Source organism: Candidatus Abyssobacteria bacterium SURF_5 (genome assembly GCA_003598085.1).
Taxonomy (GTDB): domain Bacteria; phylum Abyssobacteria; class SURF-5; order SURF-5; family SURF-5; genus SURF-5.
On sequence record QZKU01000111.1, the window covers coordinates 1 to 18,252 of the forward strand.

Consider the following 18,252-nt stretch of genomic DNA (forward strand, 5'->3'; position numbering starts at 1 on the left):
CTACATTTCGACTTCCGGAAAATCGAACCCCCAAAAAATAAGGGGTTTTTGCAGATTTTTGACCAAACCCAAGCCCAAAGTGTCCAAAATGAGTTAGACATATCACGGTACCTTGTAAGCAAGCGACCTCGAGTTCCTGATGGCACACTCTACTATTCGCCTTCTGCAACCGTTGATGTTTACGAGCTCTTGCGTCAGTTTATTGATGGCACGGATGAAGTTGATGGACTTTTAGTTGTTGTCATTGCCCCCATAGAGTTTATGAATGATGAACGAAGGGGCCTTAACAGATATTTAGCTCTGAAGCTTCGGATTTCGAATGAAGTTCAAGACCAGCAAATGCAGAATCCTCTGGCGGCCCTAAATCGTCTTTCAATATAATCTTGCTGCGCAAATGTATATGGGAGGCGCTTGAATGGAAGCACAAAGACAACAAGCTAGAAGAGCAATTGAGGCTTTGCGTTCGGGTGTACCCAATAGGGATGCAGTTTCAGTACTCGAATGCGGCCAAAATAGGTTAGAACAACTTTTTAGAAGGAATTTAGAGGCGACACGAGAGGTGAGTTCCGATGGGCTTTACCCCAAGGGCCTACTCGTAAGTGGCAGATTTGGAACAGGGAAATCTCATCTGCTTGAATATTTTCAACACATAGCTCTCGAAGAAAATTTTATCTGCAGCAAAATAGTGATAAGTAAAGAGACTCCTTTATATGATCCGGTAAAACTTTTCAGGGCTGCAGCAGATACAGCCATGATTCAAGGAAGACGCGGATCAGCTATCGCTGAAGTTGGTGAGGCGTTAAATATAAGCAGCAAAGCATACTTTGAGCTCTGCGAATGGGCAAATACATCTACTGAAATCAGTCCGTTCTTCTCAGCCACCATTTTCCTACTCTCTAGGCTTAATCAAGATCCAGAGCGCCGAGATCGTATATTTCGTTTCTGGGCTGGGGAAAAACTCGGAGTAGCGGAATTAAGAAGGTATTTAAGAGAATGTGGAGAAGCAGTGAGTTTTAAAATCGATCAAGTGAAATTGCGAGACCTTGCGTTGCAGCGTTTCAAGTTCGTTCCCCGACTGATGCAGGCGGCCGGCTATTCTGGATGGGTTCTTCTGATAGATGAGGTGGAACTGATTGGATGTTACTCCTTTAGACAACGTGCTAAATCTTATGCTGAACTAGCTCGATGGCGAGGAGATTTACGGGGGGAAAAATATCCCGGATTAACAACAGTGCTTGCCATTACTGCTGATTTTCAAACCGCGATTTTATTAGATAAAGGAGATCTTGAAAATGTGCCTGGAAAGCTGAGGGCTATGGCGCTTTCTGATACTTGGATTCAGATCGCGGAACAGGCAGAGAAGGGTATGCACTCTATTCAGCAAAGCGTTCAACTGGATGAGCCGAACGAAGAAACTCGTAAGCAGATATTTAATGACGTTCGAGAAATTTATTCAAAGGCCTATGACTGGCAGCCTCCTTCAACTTCAACCTTCTCGCGCTTTGCCACTACTAGCACAAGAATGCGCGAATACATCAGAGGTTGGATAACCGAATGGGACTTGAAGCGACTTTATCCAACCTACCAATCAAAAATAGAAGTTAAGGAAATACCGACCAATTATATTGAAGACGAGGATCTTCAGCCGAAAGAGGAAACAGATTAGCGACAGGAGTTATGATGTCTGTTCCATTTAAAGATGCCGACGAACTAATAGAATTGGGCACTGCCGGATTTTTGAAGATAGAATGTACAGAAGAGGGAAAAGGATTTCTGGGTGCTTTTTTTATAGTAAACGCAAAAGGAGAACCTGTTGAGTTCACATATAACAGAATTGATACTCCTAATATCTTCTTATGGCGCAAAGATGACATTCGGAGGCACGCATCAAAAAAACTCGCTACCTCCCTTTTTGCTCTCTGTAAGGACACACCAAGACTGATTCTCTGCCTCGCTCAGGAAATTGATTCGGAGGTCTTTTCGCAAGATTTGCAACTATCAATCCCTGTATGTCGCCTTGCCCCAGCCATTGAAGCTGTAGAATTTTCTGACGCAGAGGTAAGAGATTCTGTCGAAGCACATGATATGCAAAATGCTTTTTGGTCTCCGGATAAACCCAATGAAGAGTCAATCGAACATCGCCTTTTCGCTGCCTTAGTCAGCCGCGGCTTATTGCTTGAACCTTTCTCCAGAGCATCCATTGGACTAAGAGAAGTTTTCGCAAAACAACCAACGAATGCAGGGTAAATGCCGCTTCTCTGGAAAGAGACGAATCAGGACGATATCCCCAAAGGACGTTTTCTCCTCTTCTTTAAGCGTTCGATATCATTTCGCCAGAAGTTTGCAAAGCGTTTGAGCATTCCTCAACCAAGGGAACATCAGGTCGGCAATTTTGTCTTCAATATTAAATCCAGCCCTCTTTCCATTGAGGAATTCTCTCTCGTAGGCTCTGCATCAAGTATCGCGACTTGCTTGTACCCTAGCGACTGCGCAACCGTGCGGATTGCCCAACTTGCGGATGAAATAACGCCCACAAGAAGAGATTCTCCCAACCAGAGGAAGTGTTTTGAAAGTCATTCCTCGAATGCCGCGCCCTCGTTAGGTGAAGATATTCCCCTTGCGAAGCGATTGGCTTATCTCTTACAACCCTCCGTATCAATTCTGGCTTCGAATGCAGGCCCGCTGGAATGGCCTGCGACATTGTATGATTTTCAGATAGAAGGAATCTCTGCCCTGCTTTCCCATGAGGCGCTCTTGTTGGCAGATGACATGGGGATCGGGAAGACCATTCAAGCTGCCGGCGCTCTCCGAATTCTATTTTATCGAAAACAAATTGATGCCGGATTAATCATTACGAGGGCCGGTCTAATTAAACAGTGGCGGGAAGAGTTAAGACGATGGGCTCCTGAGTTGAGAGTTTCAACAGTTCGGGGACCAGTAGAGGAACGTGTTTGGCAGTGGCGCAATCCGGCGCATCTGTATTTGGTAGGATACGAAACGTTGAGAGCAGACTTCACGGAAAACCCAAATTCAGTTCCACGGCGCCCTTGGGACGTTGTTGTTATTGACGAAGCCCAAGCCATCAAGAATCGAGAGACTGAGATCAGCAGGAAATGCAAGCGACTACTACGTCGCCGCGCATGGGCTCTGACAGGCACTCCTTTAGAGAATAAAGAAGACGATCTTGCATCCATCTTGGAATTCCTTTGTCCTCTCGGGAAGGATGAACCGCCTAAAAAGGTATTTCCGGGTCCTGCTCTCTTTGAGAGGCAAAAGAGGCTCCAACTTCGCCGAAAGAAAGTTGATGTTCTCCCTCAATTGCCTCCTAAGCTCATCAGCCGAATAAATGTCGAACTTGAGGGTTCGCAACGCGAGCAATATGAAAAAGCAGAAAGGGAAGGTGTCGTAAGGCTTAAGGAAAAGGGAGAAGCTGTCAGAATAGAAAATGTGCTGGAACTTATCATGCGTTTGAAACAGATTTGCAACTTCAGCTCACTGACGGGGCTCTCAGCTAAACTTGATGATATTAAAGAAAGACTGGATGTAATAATTCCGGAAGGATATCGCGCGCTTATATTCTCCCAATTCACGGACCAGGAATACGGAGTGAGAAAAATTGCGTCATCTCTCTCAGAATTTCACCCCCTCATATATACAGGCGACCTCTCGGTTCTGCAAAGAGAGGAAATGATCAGGCGATTCAAGGAAGATCAAATCAACAAGGTCTTTATCCTCTCGCTACGCGCAGGGGGCCAAGGATTGAATTTACAGCAGGCTAGTTATGTGTTCCATTTTGATCGTTGGTGGAATCCAGCAGTGGAGAATCAGGCCGAAGATCGCAGTCATCGTTTAGGGCAAGAGTTTCCGGTTACGGTTTATAAATATACTTGTTTGAACACAATCGAAGAGAGAATTGATCAGATTCTCCAAGAAAAACAGGCACTGTTTAACCAGATGGTCGATGATGTTTCGATGGATTTGCGACAAAATCTTACGGAGCATGAACTCTTCGGCCTGTTTGGACTTACGCCACCTGTGTCCCTAAAGAAGGTTAAGAAGGAAAGTCATTTGGTTCGTGGTTTTGATCATATGGGCGGCATCGAATTCGAGCAATATGTCCAAGGACTTCTCCAACGTAAAGGATGGCGCGTTGATACAACTCCAGTGACGAGCGACGGAGGAATAGACCTTATTGCGAGTCGGATCGACGAACTTGGAGTGGAAACACGACTTCTGATCCAATGCAAGAATCACAGTCGGCCAGTAGGGGTAGATGTGATACGTGAGTTAAATGGAGCTTTGCCCTCCAATTTGATGGGCGAACGAGGTGTTGTGGTTTGCCCATCGGGCTTCACTGCTGAGGCAGTGTCATTCGCAAAAAACCGCGGTATTCTGCTATGGGATAGGCATCACCTTTTCAACATGGTTTGAGATGACCCTATCTTGTTAATCGCAATTTTTCTTCCCGACCAGCTCTTCATGTATATCTTCTCTCATTGACTTGTTCCTGTTGCGGCTGTATGATTTACCTGAAAATACATGCGACCCCAAGTTATAGTTGAACCTTTTTGAAAGGGAGGAACTATGGCGCTGACGATAGACAATACTTGCTGGAAATTTACCGACAACCGCGAATGGCGCGAACACTTCAAGAACTGGCCGCCGGCGATCATCTCGTGCGCGATAACCGGCGGAGTCCACGGCAAGGCCGCAAACCCGAATCTGCCCGAGACGCCTGAAGAACAGGCCGATTCAACATACGAAGCCTATAAGGCCGGCGCCGCCATAGTCCATATCCACGCGCGCGACCCCAACATGAACTACGCCACCAACTCGTCAAATGGGGAAGACTTCTACAAGGCCAATCACCTGATTCGCGAGCGCTGTCCCGATCTCATCATCAATAATACGTGCTCGGGCCTGTTCAATGAGGATGATCAGGAAGTCATGAATCGCTTCTTTGCAGGCTGCAACCCGGAAGTGGCATCGCTCGACGTCGGCATGCTGTACATGCGCATGAAAATCAAATCGCCGTTCCCGCTGGACAACCCCGACGAGAGCGTGGTCGAGATGTTTAAACAGCGCGGGCTTACCATCTTGGACAAGAAGACGCTCCAGTACGAGGGCGTAAACATGCTCGGCTACACGAAGACCGAAAAGTTCGCGCGCGCGATGAAGGCAAGCAATATCAAGCCGGAACTCGAAGTCTTCAACAGCCAGAGCTGGTGGTTCGTCGACAACCTCATCAACCAGAACCTGCTCGAGCCCCCGTATTGGTGCCAGCTTGTGTTCGGACAGGACGGCGCATGCAGTCCGCCCACGGTGATGTCGGCGCTCGATATGATCGCGAACATGCCGCCCAACTCGATGTTCTCGGCGATCGGAACCGGCGTGCTCGAGCTGCCGATCATCACGCTCAGCCTCATCATGGGCGGCCACATCCGCGTCGGCCTCGAAGACAACGTCTATTACAAGCGCGGCCAACTGGCCAAGAGCAACGCGGAACTCGTCGAGCGCGCGGTTCGCCTCGTGCACGAGCTCAATCGGGAGGTCGCCACGCCCGCTCAGGCTCGCGAAATGCTCGGCCTCAGCCAGACACCGAAACAGTATCCATAGATTTGCTCTGACCGCTAGCCAAGGGATTAGAAATCCTGACCCCCCTTTTTCAAAAGGGGAGAAAGAGCGCCGGGACCCTGGACAGCAGGCCCTTTTGCTTATCTGATCTGCTTTTGAAGGAGAGGCCTTCAATCTCCCCTTTTTAGCAAGGAGGATAAGGGGGATTTTGTCATTCTGTAGCCGGTATATATCGCCTCTCCCTTTCTTCTGGGGGAGAGAGCCGGTCACCGGCGTGTGATGACTGGTCCGATCGCGCATATGTGAAGAGAGAAGAGACGCATGCCCCGAAAAATGAAGGCGCTCATTTTTCCTTCCCCGTGGAAGGTTGAAGTCATTGAAGTCGATGTTCCGCTACCCCGACCAGACGAAGTGCTGGCGGAGATTCGCTGTTGCGGCATTTGCGGCAGCGATGTAGGCATTTACGAAGGAACCCACTGGATCGTTGCGCACAGGGCAGGCGGGCATGGACATGAGACCGGCGCGGTCGCTGTCGAAGTCGGAAAAAACGTAAAGGGCATACAGCCGGGAGACCATCTCGCCAGGATGGGCGCCGGGTATGCTCAGTACAGCACGCACGTCAATGTAGTGGGCCATGGCAAAGATGAGAAATTCGGCGCCGGCCCTATCGTGAGAAATGATCTTACTCTCGAACAGATCTCTTTTGCCGACGCGGTCGGCTGCGCACTGAACTGCACCGAGCGCGCGGAACTTGACCGAATCAGCGGAAGAAAACCCAAGGCTATCGTGCTCGGACTGGGGCCGATTGGGTTGATTCTGACACAGATACTGATCAACAGGGGAGTAGAGGTGGCGGCTTCCGAGCCGTATGAGCACAAGCGCGAATTGGCGGCTGGCTATGGGGCAGAAGTTTTCGACCCGCGCTCATTTGCTCGTCCGAAATACGGGCGAAAGACATATGTCGAGCATATTCTCGAGGAATTCGGAGAGGCTGACGCCGTCTTCGAGATGGTCGGAAACAATGAGACTCTGCTCGACGCCATACGCCTGGTGAGGCCGGGCTATCGCGTCCTCATTTTCGGAGCGCAAACTATCCAGTCGATCCCCTACGAGACCTGCCGGAAAAAGGGGGTCGAACTCGTTTATCCCGAAGCGATGGTGAATTCCAAAGCCGACGTCGATTACTGGAACGCCGCTCTCGATCTGATCGCCGGAAAAGATGGCGCGAAACTCCAACTCGAAAACCTGATAACCAGGCGTATTTCCCTCAAGGAAGCCGTAAAGGCTTTCGAGTTCTACGACCGCGAAAAGTGGATCAAGATTCTGGTCGAGCCGTTCAGAGAATGACGCGCCTGCTCTTCGATCATCTAGAAGTTCAAATCTGCAACTCAGCAGCTTCATCGAGATGCAACCGAAAAAATTCCCTCACGCAAAGGCGCAAATCTGCAAAGCGCGCGAAGAGAAAAGGGAATTTAACCGGCTGACCTTGCCTGCCAAGCTGACCTTGCCTGCCAAGCGCTTCGCATGGCCACGCGCCCCGCATGGTTCGCATGGCCACGCTTCGCGTGGTGCCGGCCGATAACCGCAGATTATGAAGATCCGATAATTCCGCAAATTCCGGAGCCTGCCAAAAAGCCCATCCGCAAAAGGCGAACCTCGTGATGATATGTTTGATAGCAGTTGTTTGAGGAATAAGTGCAGGGTTGATGATAAACTCTTAACTTCTGCCTCAATTCTTTCCCATCAGAATTTGGGTGAAAGTTGCAGTTATGCAACAGTGCGGAAGATCAAGCTTTTTGGATTAAACTTTACTTATCTCTCACGGGCCGGAAAAGCCTTACTGTGGGTCCTTCGAATGGTGAAGAGTCGCTGATAGTATTTACTCTCGTCTTTTTGTTCTAGCGCAGATGTTCAATGAAAGTTTCGCTCTCCAGAAGTGAAGACTGCCGCTTCCATATTCTTACCCTTGAAGCGGAAGAACATGTCAGGAACTTTCGGACTTGACAAAGATAACTAATAGCGCTATCATAGAACTGACTAGTCCGTTCTATTAATGGAAGGAGTTACCCGGTATGGCTCGAAACATCGAGGCCGGCTTTGGCAGAAAGCGAAGCCAAGAAGCAATTCAACAAAGAAAGCACGCCATGCTCAAGGCGGCAATTAAAGAGTTTGCGAAAAAGGGCTATGCTGACGCCGACTTGGACCACATCGCGGGAGAGGCCAAAGTTGGGAAGGGGACAATATATCGATACTATTTCAGCAAGGAGGGGCTTTTTCATGCCGTGGCTGATGACGCATTTTGCCGGTTTCGCGACTTCGTATTCTCGGCGCTTCAGGGGGCCGAAAAAGCGAGTGCCCTTGAGCAGATAAAAGAGACAGGCAGGGCTGTCCTAACCTTCTTCGATGAGAACCGTGTTTTGGTGGAGATCTTCCTGCACGAACGCAGTCAATTCAGAGGAATGATCCATTCGAAGTATCTTCGGCTGTACAGTGATCACATTCACGTATTCGAGGACTTGGTGGAATCTTGCATGCGGCAAGGAGTAATCAGGCGTATGGATCCACGCAAGCTTCTCGACATCGTTGGTGACATGTTGGTGGGTCTTGTCTATATGTGGGGCGTGCGCCGAGAGAAGGAGCCTCTCGTGCAAAAATGGTCTCTTGTGGAGGAGACTATTTTCAAAGGGATTCTAATGACAAGATAAAGCTGTTCTCATTCTTGATCGACACTCTCCCTTAGTTGCCCTGGTAACTCATGGCAATTTTGGTGGCGTGGACTCATTACGCACAGTTCATTCGAATATGCTGCATCTGCCGCATCAGTGACTTATCAGGTTTGAATATCCAGAACGATCAACCAAAAGAAAAAGGGAAAGAAATAGTGTCAAGAGGGCGAAACTGGTGGCGTCACCTCGGCAGGAAATCAGGAGAAGCAGGCGGAAAGTTAACTATGATTATACATGCTTACAAAGGGATCATTCCCTTGGCCCTGCTCATACCAGTCATGACTGTCGGCTATCTCTCTTTTGATCACTGGGTCCAGCGTGAGTCCCTCCCGGAGGGTTTGATCCAAGCTAATGGGCGTATTGAAGGCGACTTTGTGACGATTGCAAGTAAGGCTGCGGGGCGCGTCCAGAAGCTCATGGTTTATGAGGGGGATTCTGTCACGGCTGGCCAAGTGCTGGCGCAGATGGATGACATTCAGGTTCGGGCCAAGGTGGAACAGGCGAAGCAGGGTGTAGCCGCATTGGATGCCCAGGTACGAGCCGAAAGAACTGCCTTATCGAAGCTGAAAAAGGAAGTTCCGCTCAACATTGAGATCGCACAAGCGGCTCTCAGTCATGCTCATTCTGTGTTGTCCGAGGCAAAAGCGAAGGAGGAACGGGCGAATCGAGATGCACAACGATTCCGTCAGCTTGCCGACGAGGGCATCGCTGACAAGCATAGCAACGAGCAGGCTGATACGGCATGGACTATAGCTCGCTACGAGGTCGACTCCGCATCCGCTGCTTTGACGCAAGCAGAACGACAGCTTTCTCAGACTAAGCTGGGCTGGAATCAGGTCGAAGCGAAAGAGCAGGAGTTAGCAGCCTTGGAGGCACAGCGTATGAGGGCACGGGCAGTTCTAACCGAAGCGGAAAGCATTGTGGCAGACATGACAATTTTGGCTCCTACATCCGGAGTTATCACAACGAGGATGGTAAATGTGGGCGAGGTGACGCCCGCGGGCGCTCCCCTGCTCATCGTGGTTGACTTGGATCACCTTTATCTGAAGGCCTACGTGCCCGAGTTCCAGATTGGCAAGTTGCGACTTGGCTTACCTGCGCGCATCCATACCGATGCCTTTCCCGACAAGCCGTTTGAAGCTACAGTGCAGTACATCTCCTCCCGCGCCGAGTTCACGCCAAAGGAAGTGCAGACATCCGATGAGCGAGTTAAGCTGGTTTACGCCACCAAGCTCTATCTGAAGGAAAATCCGGATCACTCCCTGACGCCCGGCCTGCCCGCGGACGCCATAATTCGCTGGAAAGAAGGTGTTCCGTGGGAGAATCCTCGGTGGTAAAGGAACTGAGTGACGCCCCGGTTGTCAGGGTAACGAATTTTGGGAAATGTTACCGCAAACATAACGCCGTGAGCGGGGTGAGTCTCGAGGTCAAACCCCGAGAAATACATGGTCTCATCGGCCCTGACGGCGCAGGCAAGAGCACGCTTATGAAAGCGATCGCTGGAGTCTTATCGTTCAACGTCGGTGAAGTAGAGGTTTTCGGTGTCAGAATTGACTCGGAACGGGCAGCCAACCGAATAAAGCATCGCCTCGGCTTCATGCCTCAGGGATTGGGACTTAACCTCTATCCGGAACTGTCTGTGGAGGAAAATATTGATTTCTTTGCTTGCCTGCGCCTCGTGCCGAAGAGAGATCTTTCGGAACGTAAGAAGCGCCTCTTGAGCATCACCCGGCTGGAGCGCTTCCGAGACAGGACAACGAAGAACCTTTCAGGCGGTATGAAACAAAAACTTGGCCTCATTTGTACTCTTATACATGAGCCGGATCTCGTAATACTCGACGAACCCACTACAGGCGTGGACCCAGTTTCACGAAAGGATTTTTGGGCCATCCTGGCCGGGCTGCTTCGTGAACGCGGTATTGCGGCCCTGGTATCCACCGCGTACCTCGATGAGGCTGCCCGGTTTCACCGAGCAACGCTTTTGTTCGGCGGACGTGTTCTGGCCAAAGGAGAGCCCCACGAGCTTCTTGCGTTGGCCCCCGGTACTTTGGTGGCGCTGCAGGCTGAGCCACAGATGCAGGCGCTGAGCCGGCTGGAATCGAATTTTTCTCAAGTGCAAGCCCTCGGGCCGTGGATACGGGCATTTGTGGAGAAAGCGGATGCCGATGAGGCAACTCGCCGAGTCAGATGCGCTCTCGAAAACGTTCAAGTCCGCGAGTTACAGCTCAGCGAACCGGAGTTGGAGGATGTCTTTATCGCTTTGCTCCGCCAACAGCAAGCCAGCGGAAGGAATACTCGCTTGCTTCCGCCACCGGTTTTACCCGGGACCGGTCACTCCATGAAAGATACCGCCATAGAAGCGGTCGAGTTAGTGTGTGATTTCAATGGTTTTCGCGCGGTAGATCGAGTCAGTTTTCAGATACAGCGCGGCGAAATCTTTGGCCTTCTTGGGGCCAACGGCGCGGGCAAAACAACCGTCATCAAGATGCTGGTCGGCATATTACCCCCTACAGCGGGCGGAGGAAGAGTCGCGGGAGTAAACATGCATGGCATGGGACGAACCATTAGAGAACATGTCGGCTATGTGTCTCAGGTCTTCTCCCTTTATCAGGATTTGACTGTGATGGAGAACATCCGCCTTTACGCGGCTATTTACGGCCTGAGCCGGTCAGAAACCCGCGAGCGTATCGGCTGGATTATTGACATGGCGGGGTTAACAGATCACGAAACCGACCAGGCCAGCCGCCTTCCCATGGGTTTGCGTCAACGATTGGCGCTGGGGTGCGCCTTGGTACATCATCCTCAAATACTTTTTCTCGATGAACCGACCTCTGGTGTGGATCCAGTCGGCCGACGACAGTTGTGGAAAATTCTTTTTCATCTCTCACGCAATGATGGCGTGACCATACTGGTTACCACCCACTACATGAGCGAGGTGGAGCACTGCGACCATGTAGGGTTGATGCACGCCGGCCGTCTCGTGGCAGACGCCTCACCAGACGAGATGAAGCGTCAGTTAGAAGCTGAGGTGGGACGGGTGCTGGAGGTGAGCACCGACCAGCCACTGGAGGCGTTGGACCTTTTGCAAATGGCTGGTTTCAACGGCGCGTCGTTGTTTGGCAAATGCATTCATGTGTCGGCGAAGGCCCCACAACTTGCGGAAGAACAGGTTCGCGCAGCGATGAATGCGGCAGGAATTACCCTCCACGGCATTGCAGAGCGTCCGCTGACAATGGAAGACGTTTTCGTCTACCGTGTCATGGCGATGGACCGGAAGGAACCGGTCTCATGATAAGCGTTAGGCGGATAGTTGCCATCAGTCGGAAGGAATGGCGCGAGGTCGTTCGCGATCGGCTCTTCTTCTCTCTGGCCTTTCTCGTCCCAATCATGCTGATGCTGCTATTTGGCTATGGCTTCTCGATGGACGTGGAACATATCCCTTTCGCAGTCGTGGACGAAGACGGCAGCTCAATGAGCCGGGACTATGCTTACTGTTTCGTGAGTTCGCGCTATTTTGACTTTGTGGGCTATTTACGGAATGAGCGCGAAATCGGCCCGCTCTTGATGGAGAATAAGATCCGTACCGCAATCACCATTCCCGAGCATTTTCAGAAGAATCTCCTGACCTCTCATCCGGCTCAGGTGCAAACGATCATTGATGGAACCTTTCCTTTCCGCTCCCAGATCACCAAGGCTTACGTGACAGCCGTAAACAACGCGTTTAGCATGGAGTTGGCGATCCGCAACCTGTCCAGCGTGCGCGGTGTTCCCGGCAACAAGTCGCAGCAATTGATGGAGCCGGTCAAACTGGAGGTCCGGTACCTGTACAACCAGAGTGTGAAGAGTGCCTGGTCTATCACTCCGAATCTTTTGATGGTGATACTGTTTATGACAACTCCCCTCTTCACTGCGCTGGGTGTGGTTCGCGAAAGAGAGAGCGGCGCCATCTACAACATATATTCGTCAACAGTGAGCCGCTTGGAATTCCTGATAGGCAAACTTGCCCCATATATGACAATTTCCGCCATGAATGCAATAGTGCTGTGGCTCCTGGCAACCGGCCTGTTTCGAGCCCCGTTCAAGGGGAATATAGTCTTCTTCTTTATCGTTTCCCTCATTTATGTGATCTGCACGACTGGCATCGGTCTGATGGTGTCGGTGTTGGTCAGGACACAGATAGCGGCGATGATCGTGACCACAATCCTGACTGTGTTGCCGTCGGTACTATATTCAGGCCTGCTGATACCGGTAGAATCCATAAGCAAGGGCGGCCAGATTATCGCCCATATGCTTCCGTCGATGTATTACAGCAATATTGTCGCGGGGAGTTTCCTCAAGGGAGTTGGCCCACGGATCCTGTGGGTAGACGTTGTTGCGCTGGCCGCCTATGCAATTGTCTTATTCTTGGCGGGTTATTGCTTCTTTACCAAAAGGCCACGTATATGAATGGTCAATTCACATCGTTCCTGAGCAGAAGAATCATTTCTTTTCGAAGAATACGAGTTATGACTGTTAAGGAACTATTGCAACTCTTGCGAGATACCGTACTGATGGGCTTCATCGTTTATGCATTCCTGGGGGATGTTTACCTTGCCGGGTCCGGAGTCAAGTTGCAGTTGACTCAGGCAGCCACGGTAGTCAACGACGCAGATCATAGCTTTGCATCGCGCGACCTCATTCAACGCTTCCAGTTGCCATATTTTCGACTGGACGGACAGGTCAAAAATGGCAGAGAGGGTGTCGACCTGATGGACCGCGGCAAAGCGATGGTAGTAATCGATATCCCTCCGCAGTTTGAGCAATCACTGCTTAAGGGTGAACCCACATCCGTCCAAATGCACGTGGATACAACCAATTCCGTACCCGGTTTACTGGCTGGCTCTTACGCCATGCAGATCGTGGCTCAGTACGGGTTGGAAACAAGTTGGAAGCGGCTAGGATACACCATCGATGGTCCACCAACAGGGCCGATGGTTCTGAACAAGCATCGAGTATGGTTTAATCCGAATCAGAATGAAACGTGGTTTATGTCAATTTTGGAATTATCAAACGTCATAACTGTGTTGGCAATTTTGCTCCCTGGAGCGGCCATGGTCCGTGAGAAAGAAAGAGGAACAATCGAGCAACTTCTCGTTTCTCCGCTTACCCCTTTCGAAATCATGGTTCCCAAGGTATTAGCAATGAGTGTCATGATTCTTTTGGGAACGGCTCTGAGCATTCTTCTCATACTGGAGCCAGTCTTTCATATCCCTATTGAGGGAAGCCTGTTCCTTTTCTTCGCGGTCACCTCTTTGTATGTTTTTACTCTTGCCGGGTTCGGCTTGTTTGCCGCCACGATTGGCCGCAATTTGGCGGAGGTCGGTATGCTGACCATCTTGATCGTCTTGCCCATGATCTTTCCGGGCGCTTGGACCCCTCCCGAGGCAATGCCGAAATGGATGCTTATCTTAACCCTGCTCTCTCCCCTTCATTACTACACGGACGTAAGCTATGGAATCTTCCTCAAGGGAGCCGGGTTAGGCATACTGTGGGATTCAGTGGTGTGCATTATATTGCTGGGTGGTGCAGTGTTTGGTTTCGGCCTTTGGCGATTCCGACGCCAGTTCGGCTAGAACCCCATGTGTGTTTGATTTGGGTGAGCCTGATCAAAGTGCTGATAGGATACATCCTTGCCGAAAGGTTTGAATTGTTTCTCTGACAGAAGTCAAGGTTTCGCCTTACTTCTACTCCTCGACATAACTTTGTAAAAAGCAAAGAGCTCGTTTTCTATTCTTCACCCTGAAACAAATCACTTCAAAGATCCACCTTCCGTTATCGAATCTTCATTTCAAAACCTTCATTGGCGTGCATTGGCGCGCATTCGCGGTTCGAATAATCTCATCCTCGGTTAGATGTTCAATCAAGCTGGATTCCCTGATATATGATATATTGTATGCCTGAAAAGGACGCATAATTCGCAGGGGTGGGAAAAGTAAATTCTCAAGGCAGGTAACTTTCTTCTTGGTGATCAGGAGATATCATGCAGGCAAATGAAGTCAAGAAAGCCCTCATCGTCGGCGCCGGCGTGATGGGTCATTCCATCGCACAGGTGTTCGCTCAGGCCGGCATCGACGTCGCTCTTGTTGATGTTGACGAAAAAACCCTGCAACACGCCCTTCAACTGATCGAGCACAACCTCGAGACGCTGGCGGAACTCGGAAAGCTGTCAATCCCGCCGCGAGCGGTCCTGGAAAAAATCCATATATCCACCGACCTCATCTCCGCCGCCAAGGGCGCCGAATTCGCGCTCGAGGCCGTCGCCGAGGTGCCTGATGTGAAGAGAAAAGTTTTTGAAATCCTTGATGAAGCCTGTCCGCCCGAAGCGATTCTGGCCAGTAACACTTCCACCCTGGACATCTTCGAGATTATCCGCGTCAGCCGCCCGGATCGCCTCATTACCGCACATTGGTTCGCGCCGCCACACATCATTCCGCTGGTCGAAGTCGCGCCCGGCCCCGAGACTGCGCCGGAAGTTGTGAAATTCACCGCCGACCTGATGAAGCGGCTCGGCAAGACCCCCGTCGTCATGAAGAAGTTCGTGCCCGGCTACATCGTCAACCGCATCCAGAATTATATCTCGTTCGTGGTATTCGACATGCTTCAAAACGGGCTGGCCGATCCCGAGCAGATCGATCTTGCCGTCAAACTCAGCCTCGGCGTCCGGCTCCCGACCGTGGGCGTCGTGCAGACCATGGATTTCACCGGCCTCGACCTCGTCCGCCAGATCACGCGCAACAACGGACTCGAAAACAGGCTCATCGAGGAAAAAGTGGCGCGCGGCCATCTCGGCGCCAAAACCTCAAAGGGGCTGTACGACTACGGCGGGCGCACCGAAGAAGAGATACTCAAGAAGCGCGACCGGCTTTATCTCGGGGTGCTCGACCACCTGCAACAAACAACTGAATTCAAGCCGGTGTGACCGGCTGGCGCATCGCCTGCTCATCTCTTGCGATATTCTTCCTTCAAGGCTATTGTTGAAGGGGTTGTTACACAGATAATTAGCTGCAGGGGCGTGATTCATCGCGCCCACTGGCGCATATGAATAATTTCTGTAGGGGCGAGTTTGAAACCCGCCCGCGGCTCCTCTTTTTTGACAAGAGTGTGAAATGAACATGACTGACGAAAAATCTATTGACGGCATTATCGCCGATGCCCTTGATGTTCTCGAGAAGAAAGGCATCGAAATCGAAAGCCCGCGCATCCTCGATATCCTCAGCGGCGCCGGCTGCAGAATCATCGAGGAAAATCGAAAAGGCCATAGAGTCACGGTCGCCCGAATCCCTTCCGACCTCATCACAACCTCCCTCGAATCAGCTCCCAAAATGGTCGTCCTTTATTCGACAACGGGAGAACTATGCGTTACTCTCAGAAACGGCGCTCCGGCCTTTTCCACCGGCTCTTCCGGCCGGATTTTTTGCGACGGCAGATCAGGCAATCATCCGTCAACCTCCGCCGATCTCACAAAATTCATAAAAGTTGCCGATTTCCTGCAACACGTTGATATGGTCAGCACCGCCATGGTCCCGCACGACATCGAGCCGAGACTGCAGGACGCACACCGGCTGCTGGAGGTTTTCAGGAATTCGCGGAAACCCGTTATCACCGGAATCTACCCGCAGGCCGGAAAGAACAACTTCGAGCGGATGAAGGACATGCTGCTGGTGTTTCGCGGCTCGGGAGCGGAACTGCGGAAGAAGCCACTGGCTATTTTCGACTGCTGCCCTGATCCGCTGAAATGGTCGAGAACCCTCGGCGAGTGCCTTGTCGATTGCGGGAAATATGGGATTCCCGCCGAGATCATCTCGATGCCTCAGCCCGGCCTGAGCTTTCCCGCAACCCTTTATGAATGCGTTGTGCAAAGCGTCGCCGAAACCCTCGCTGGCTATGTGATCTCACAAACGGCTCATCCGGGTGCACCGGTTATCTGGGGCGGCTCGCCAAGCTCGATCAATTTCGAGCGGGGCAGAATGGACGCCGAGCTTGCAAGCCCGGCGGTCATGAAAATAATCACGGCTTACGCCGCAGTCGCAAGAAGATATGGTCTTCCCACTCATGCCTACGCGATAGCCGATTCGACGGTCATCGACGCCCAGTACGGCATCGAGAAGCAGCGCTCGATCAGCAGCGCGATGCGCGCGGGCATCGATAACATCACCGGCATGGGCATGTACGGCGAGGAGGATATCCTGAGCTGCGAATCACTCGCTGTAGACAACGATATCATCGGCGCCGAATTGTATTTCGCGAAAGGGGTCCGAAAGAAACGCGATTCTCTGCAGGATATCGCCTTTCTTTCCGACGAGGGCGTCATCCATCCCGAGACCGCATCATTCCTGCGCAGCGACGAGCACTTCGCTCCGCGCGTCTTCGACCGCGACCGCACAAAGCCGATGCTGGATCGGGCCATCGAGGCGGTAGATGAGATTTTGAAAAAGGATACCCGGCAGCAGATATCTGAACAGCAGTTGAAAGAATTAGAAAAGTGTCTGTCTTTCAAGTAGGGGAAAATTTATGTGTCAGGATGCCAAAAAGATCGAAAAACTTCGAAAGGAACTATTCCTCGCGACGGCCAATCGCGGGCTCGTCTACACGGCGATCCTCAAGGAACTGCGAAACAAGTTGGGGGAGGAGCGCGCCAGCTCGCTTTTCAAGCGCGCTATTTACAAACACGGCGTCAATATCGCCAAATTGTTCACGCCGCCGGATACGCTGAAAGACTTCAAAGATTGGCTTCTCGATTTTTTCCCGGACGACGGCGCCATGAATGAGCCCGAGGTAATTCGCTTCGATGAAGAGGAATTAGCCGTCCGCGTCCCTCGCTGCCCGCTGAGGGAGGGGTGGCGCATGTTCGACCTCAATGATGAAGACGTCGCCGACATGTGCAGGCATGCCGATGCGTTCGACCATGGCTTTTTCGGAAGCTTCTTCGATTATGAGATGGAATTATGGGCGGACCGCCTCGATGATGCCTGCGTTCTTCACTTCCGCCCCAAAAAAGAGAAAGCATAGCGCGGAAGAGGGCCGAATATCTCTACACTCTTACCTCATCCGCAATTCGAATGGCCTGCAGCTTGTCCATCTGCCTGCCCCAGAGCCACATCCCGAGATTTGGGCTAAGCCGGTGCAGCGCCCATGCGATCTTCGCCATCGGCGTCACCACGATGAACGCCTTATTGCGCTCGACTCCGCCCACGATCACGCGCGCGCATTCATCGACGGGCAAAAGCGACGGGACGGCGCCCAACAGTTTCTCGCGATCAAGATTCAGCACCTTGCTGTTCTTCATGGGCGTATCGATCAGGCCTGGACACACAACGCTCACTTTTACCCCGTATCGCGCGCCTTCCACCCGCAGCGCGTTCGATAGTCCGACGACGCCGTATTTGCTGGCCACGTATGAGATGAGCCCGACCGGCGGCACCAGGCCGGCAAGAGACGCCGTATTCACGATGTGACCGAATCCCTGCTCGATCATGAGCGAATATGCGGCCGCAACGCCGTTCACTACTCCATAAAGATTGGTATCGATAACCCTTCGCCAGTCCTCGTATGAGAAATCCCGCGCCTCACCGAAAACGACAACGCCTGCGTTGTTGAACAGATAATCAAGCCTGTCATTCTCCGATGCGACGGAATCCACCAGGCGCTTCACCGCCTCCGGATCGGTCACATCCAACTCTGCCGCAGTTGCGCTGTGGCCGGCGCGAATTATTGATTCGGCCGCTTCGTTTGCTTTGGCCCCATTAATATCCGCCAGCACTACATGCGCGCCCTTCCGCGCCAGTTGTTCGCCCACAGCCTTCCCGATGCCGGAGGCGCCGCCCGTGATGATCGCAACCTTGCCCGAAAAACCTCTCATTGAATCCCCCTCCCGTTAATCCCTGCGATTACTGTCACCTAAATTCCGCATTCG

15 protein-coding genes are annotated in these 18,252 nt (G+C 51.6%); 14 read left to right on the forward strand and 1 reads right to left on the reverse strand.

The window, feature by feature from the left end; translation table 11 throughout:
- The 14 genes from C4520_15700 to C4520_15765 form a co-directional block, all read left to right on the forward strand.
- Positions 1-381, forward strand: a 381-nt coding sequence (locus tag C4520_15700) for a hypothetical protein (GenBank protein ID RJP17728.1), incomplete at its 5' end; no start/stop codon positions are given.
- Positions 382-415: 34 nt separating this feature from the next.
- Positions 416-1,666: a hypothetical protein gene (locus C4520_15705; GenBank protein ID RJP17729.1), complete on the forward strand. Its 1,251-nt coding sequence runs from the start codon at positions 416-418 to the stop codon at positions 1,664-1,666.
- A 14-nt stretch (positions 1,667-1,680) separates the two neighbouring features.
- Entirely contained in the window at positions 1,681-2,247 is a 567-nt protein-coding gene (locus C4520_15710) for a hypothetical protein (GenBank protein ID RJP17730.1), read from the forward strand.
- Positions 2,248-4,431 (forward strand): hypothetical protein, encoded by a 2,184-nt coding sequence (locus tag C4520_15715; protein RJP17731.1) that lies wholly within the window; start codon positions 2,248-2,250, stop codon positions 4,429-4,431.
- Between the two features lie 153 nt (positions 4,432-4,584).
- Positions 4,585-5,616: a 3-keto-5-aminohexanoate cleavage protein gene (locus C4520_15720; protein ID RJP17732.1), complete on the forward strand. Its 1,032-nt coding sequence runs from the start codon at positions 4,585-4,587 to the stop codon at positions 5,614-5,616.
- 279 nt (positions 5,617-5,895) lie between these two features.
- Positions 5,896-6,921 (forward strand): hypothetical protein, encoded by a 1,026-nt coding sequence (locus C4520_15725; GenBank protein ID RJP17733.1) that lies wholly within the window; start codon positions 5,896-5,898, stop codon positions 6,919-6,921.
- 725 nt (positions 6,922-7,646) lie between these two features.
- Positions 7,647-8,279: a TetR/AcrR family transcriptional regulator gene (locus C4520_15730; protein RJP17734.1), complete on the forward strand. Its 633-nt coding sequence runs from the start codon at positions 7,647-7,649 to the stop codon at positions 8,277-8,279.
- A 245-nt stretch (positions 8,280-8,524) separates the two neighbouring features.
- Positions 8,525-9,637: an HlyD family efflux transporter periplasmic adaptor subunit gene (locus C4520_15735; protein ID RJP17735.1), complete on the forward strand. Its 1,113-nt coding sequence runs from the start codon at positions 8,525-8,527 to the stop codon at positions 9,635-9,637.
- Positions 9,616-11,592, forward strand: coding sequence for an ABC transporter ATP-binding protein (locus C4520_15740; GenBank protein ID RJP17736.1), 1,977 nt, complete (start codon positions 9,616-9,618; stop codon positions 11,590-11,592). Before C4520_15735 ends, C4520_15740 begins: the two co-directional genes overlap by 22 nt.
- Entirely contained in the window at positions 11,592-12,746 is a 1,155-nt protein-coding gene (locus tag C4520_15745) for an ABC transporter permease (GenBank protein RJP17754.1), read from the forward strand. Before C4520_15740 ends, C4520_15745 begins: the two co-directional genes overlap by 1 nt.
- Positions 12,743-13,912, forward strand: coding sequence for an ABC transporter permease (locus C4520_15750; GenBank protein RJP17737.1), 1,170 nt, complete (start codon positions 12,743-12,745; stop codon positions 13,910-13,912). Before C4520_15745 ends, C4520_15750 begins: the two co-directional genes overlap by 4 nt.
- A 407-nt stretch (positions 13,913-14,319) precedes the next feature.
- Positions 14,320-15,258 (forward strand): 3-hydroxyacyl-CoA dehydrogenase family protein, encoded by a 939-nt coding sequence (locus C4520_15755; GenBank protein ID RJP17738.1) that lies wholly within the window; start codon positions 14,320-14,322, stop codon positions 15,256-15,258.
- Between the two features lie 187 nt (positions 15,259-15,445).
- Entirely contained in the window at positions 15,446-16,840 is a 1,395-nt protein-coding gene (locus C4520_15760; GenBank protein ID RJP17739.1) for a hypothetical protein, read from the forward strand.
- Between the two features lie 10 nt (positions 16,841-16,850).
- Positions 16,851-17,348 (forward strand): hypothetical protein, encoded by a 498-nt coding sequence (locus tag C4520_15765; protein RJP17740.1) that lies wholly within the window; start codon positions 16,851-16,853, stop codon positions 17,346-17,348.
- Positions 17,349-17,370: 22 nt separating this feature from the next.
- On the opposite strand, the gene C4520_15770 is transcribed toward C4520_15765, so the two are convergent.
- Positions 17,371-18,198, reverse strand: a complete 828-nt coding sequence (locus C4520_15770) for an SDR family oxidoreductase (GenBank protein ID RJP17741.1) — start codon at positions 18,196-18,198, stop codon at positions 17,371-17,373.
- Positions 18,199-18,252 lie beyond the last annotated feature (54 nt).

What these genes read in the sequence shown, in the direction of transcription:
- C4520_15730 (RJP17734.1), top strand. Translation starts at nt 7,647, where the DNA reads ATGGCTCGAAACATCGAGGCCGGCTTTGGCAGAAAGCGAAGCCAAGAA.
- C4520_15755 (RJP17738.1), top strand. Translation starts at nt 14,320, where the DNA reads ATGCAGGCAAATGAAGTCAAGAAAGCCCTCATCGTCGGCGCCGGCGTG.
- C4520_15770 (RJP17741.1), bottom strand. Translation starts at nt 18,198, where the DNA reads ATGAGAGGTTTTTCGGGCAAGGTTGCGATCATCACGGGCGGCGCCTCC.
- C4520_15710 (RJP17730.1), top strand. Translation starts at nt 1,681, where the DNA reads ATGTCTGTTCCATTTAAAGATGCCGACGAACTAATAGAATTGGGCACT.
- C4520_15750 (RJP17737.1), top strand. Translation starts at nt 12,743, where the DNA reads ATGAATGGTCAATTCACATCGTTCCTGAGCAGAAGAATCATTTCTTTT.
- C4520_15760 (RJP17739.1), top strand. Translation starts at nt 15,446, where the DNA reads ATGAACATGACTGACGAAAAATCTATTGACGGCATTATCGCCGATGCC.
- C4520_15720 (RJP17732.1), top strand. Translation starts at nt 4,585, where the DNA reads ATGGCGCTGACGATAGACAATACTTGCTGGAAATTTACCGACAACCGC.
- C4520_15735 (RJP17735.1), top strand. Translation starts at nt 8,525, where the DNA reads ATGATTATACATGCTTACAAAGGGATCATTCCCTTGGCCCTGCTCATA.
- C4520_15765 (RJP17740.1), top strand. Translation starts at nt 16,851, where the DNA reads ATGTGTCAGGATGCCAAAAAGATCGAAAAACTTCGAAAGGAACTATTC.
- C4520_15725 (RJP17733.1), top strand. Translation starts at nt 5,896, where the DNA reads ATGCCCCGAAAAATGAAGGCGCTCATTTTTCCTTCCCCGTGGAAGGTT.
- C4520_15715 (RJP17731.1), top strand. Translation starts at nt 2,248, where the DNA reads ATGCCGCTTCTCTGGAAAGAGACGAATCAGGACGATATCCCCAAAGGA.
- C4520_15705 (RJP17729.1), top strand. Translation starts at nt 416, where the DNA reads ATGGAAGCACAAAGACAACAAGCTAGAAGAGCAATTGAGGCTTTGCGT.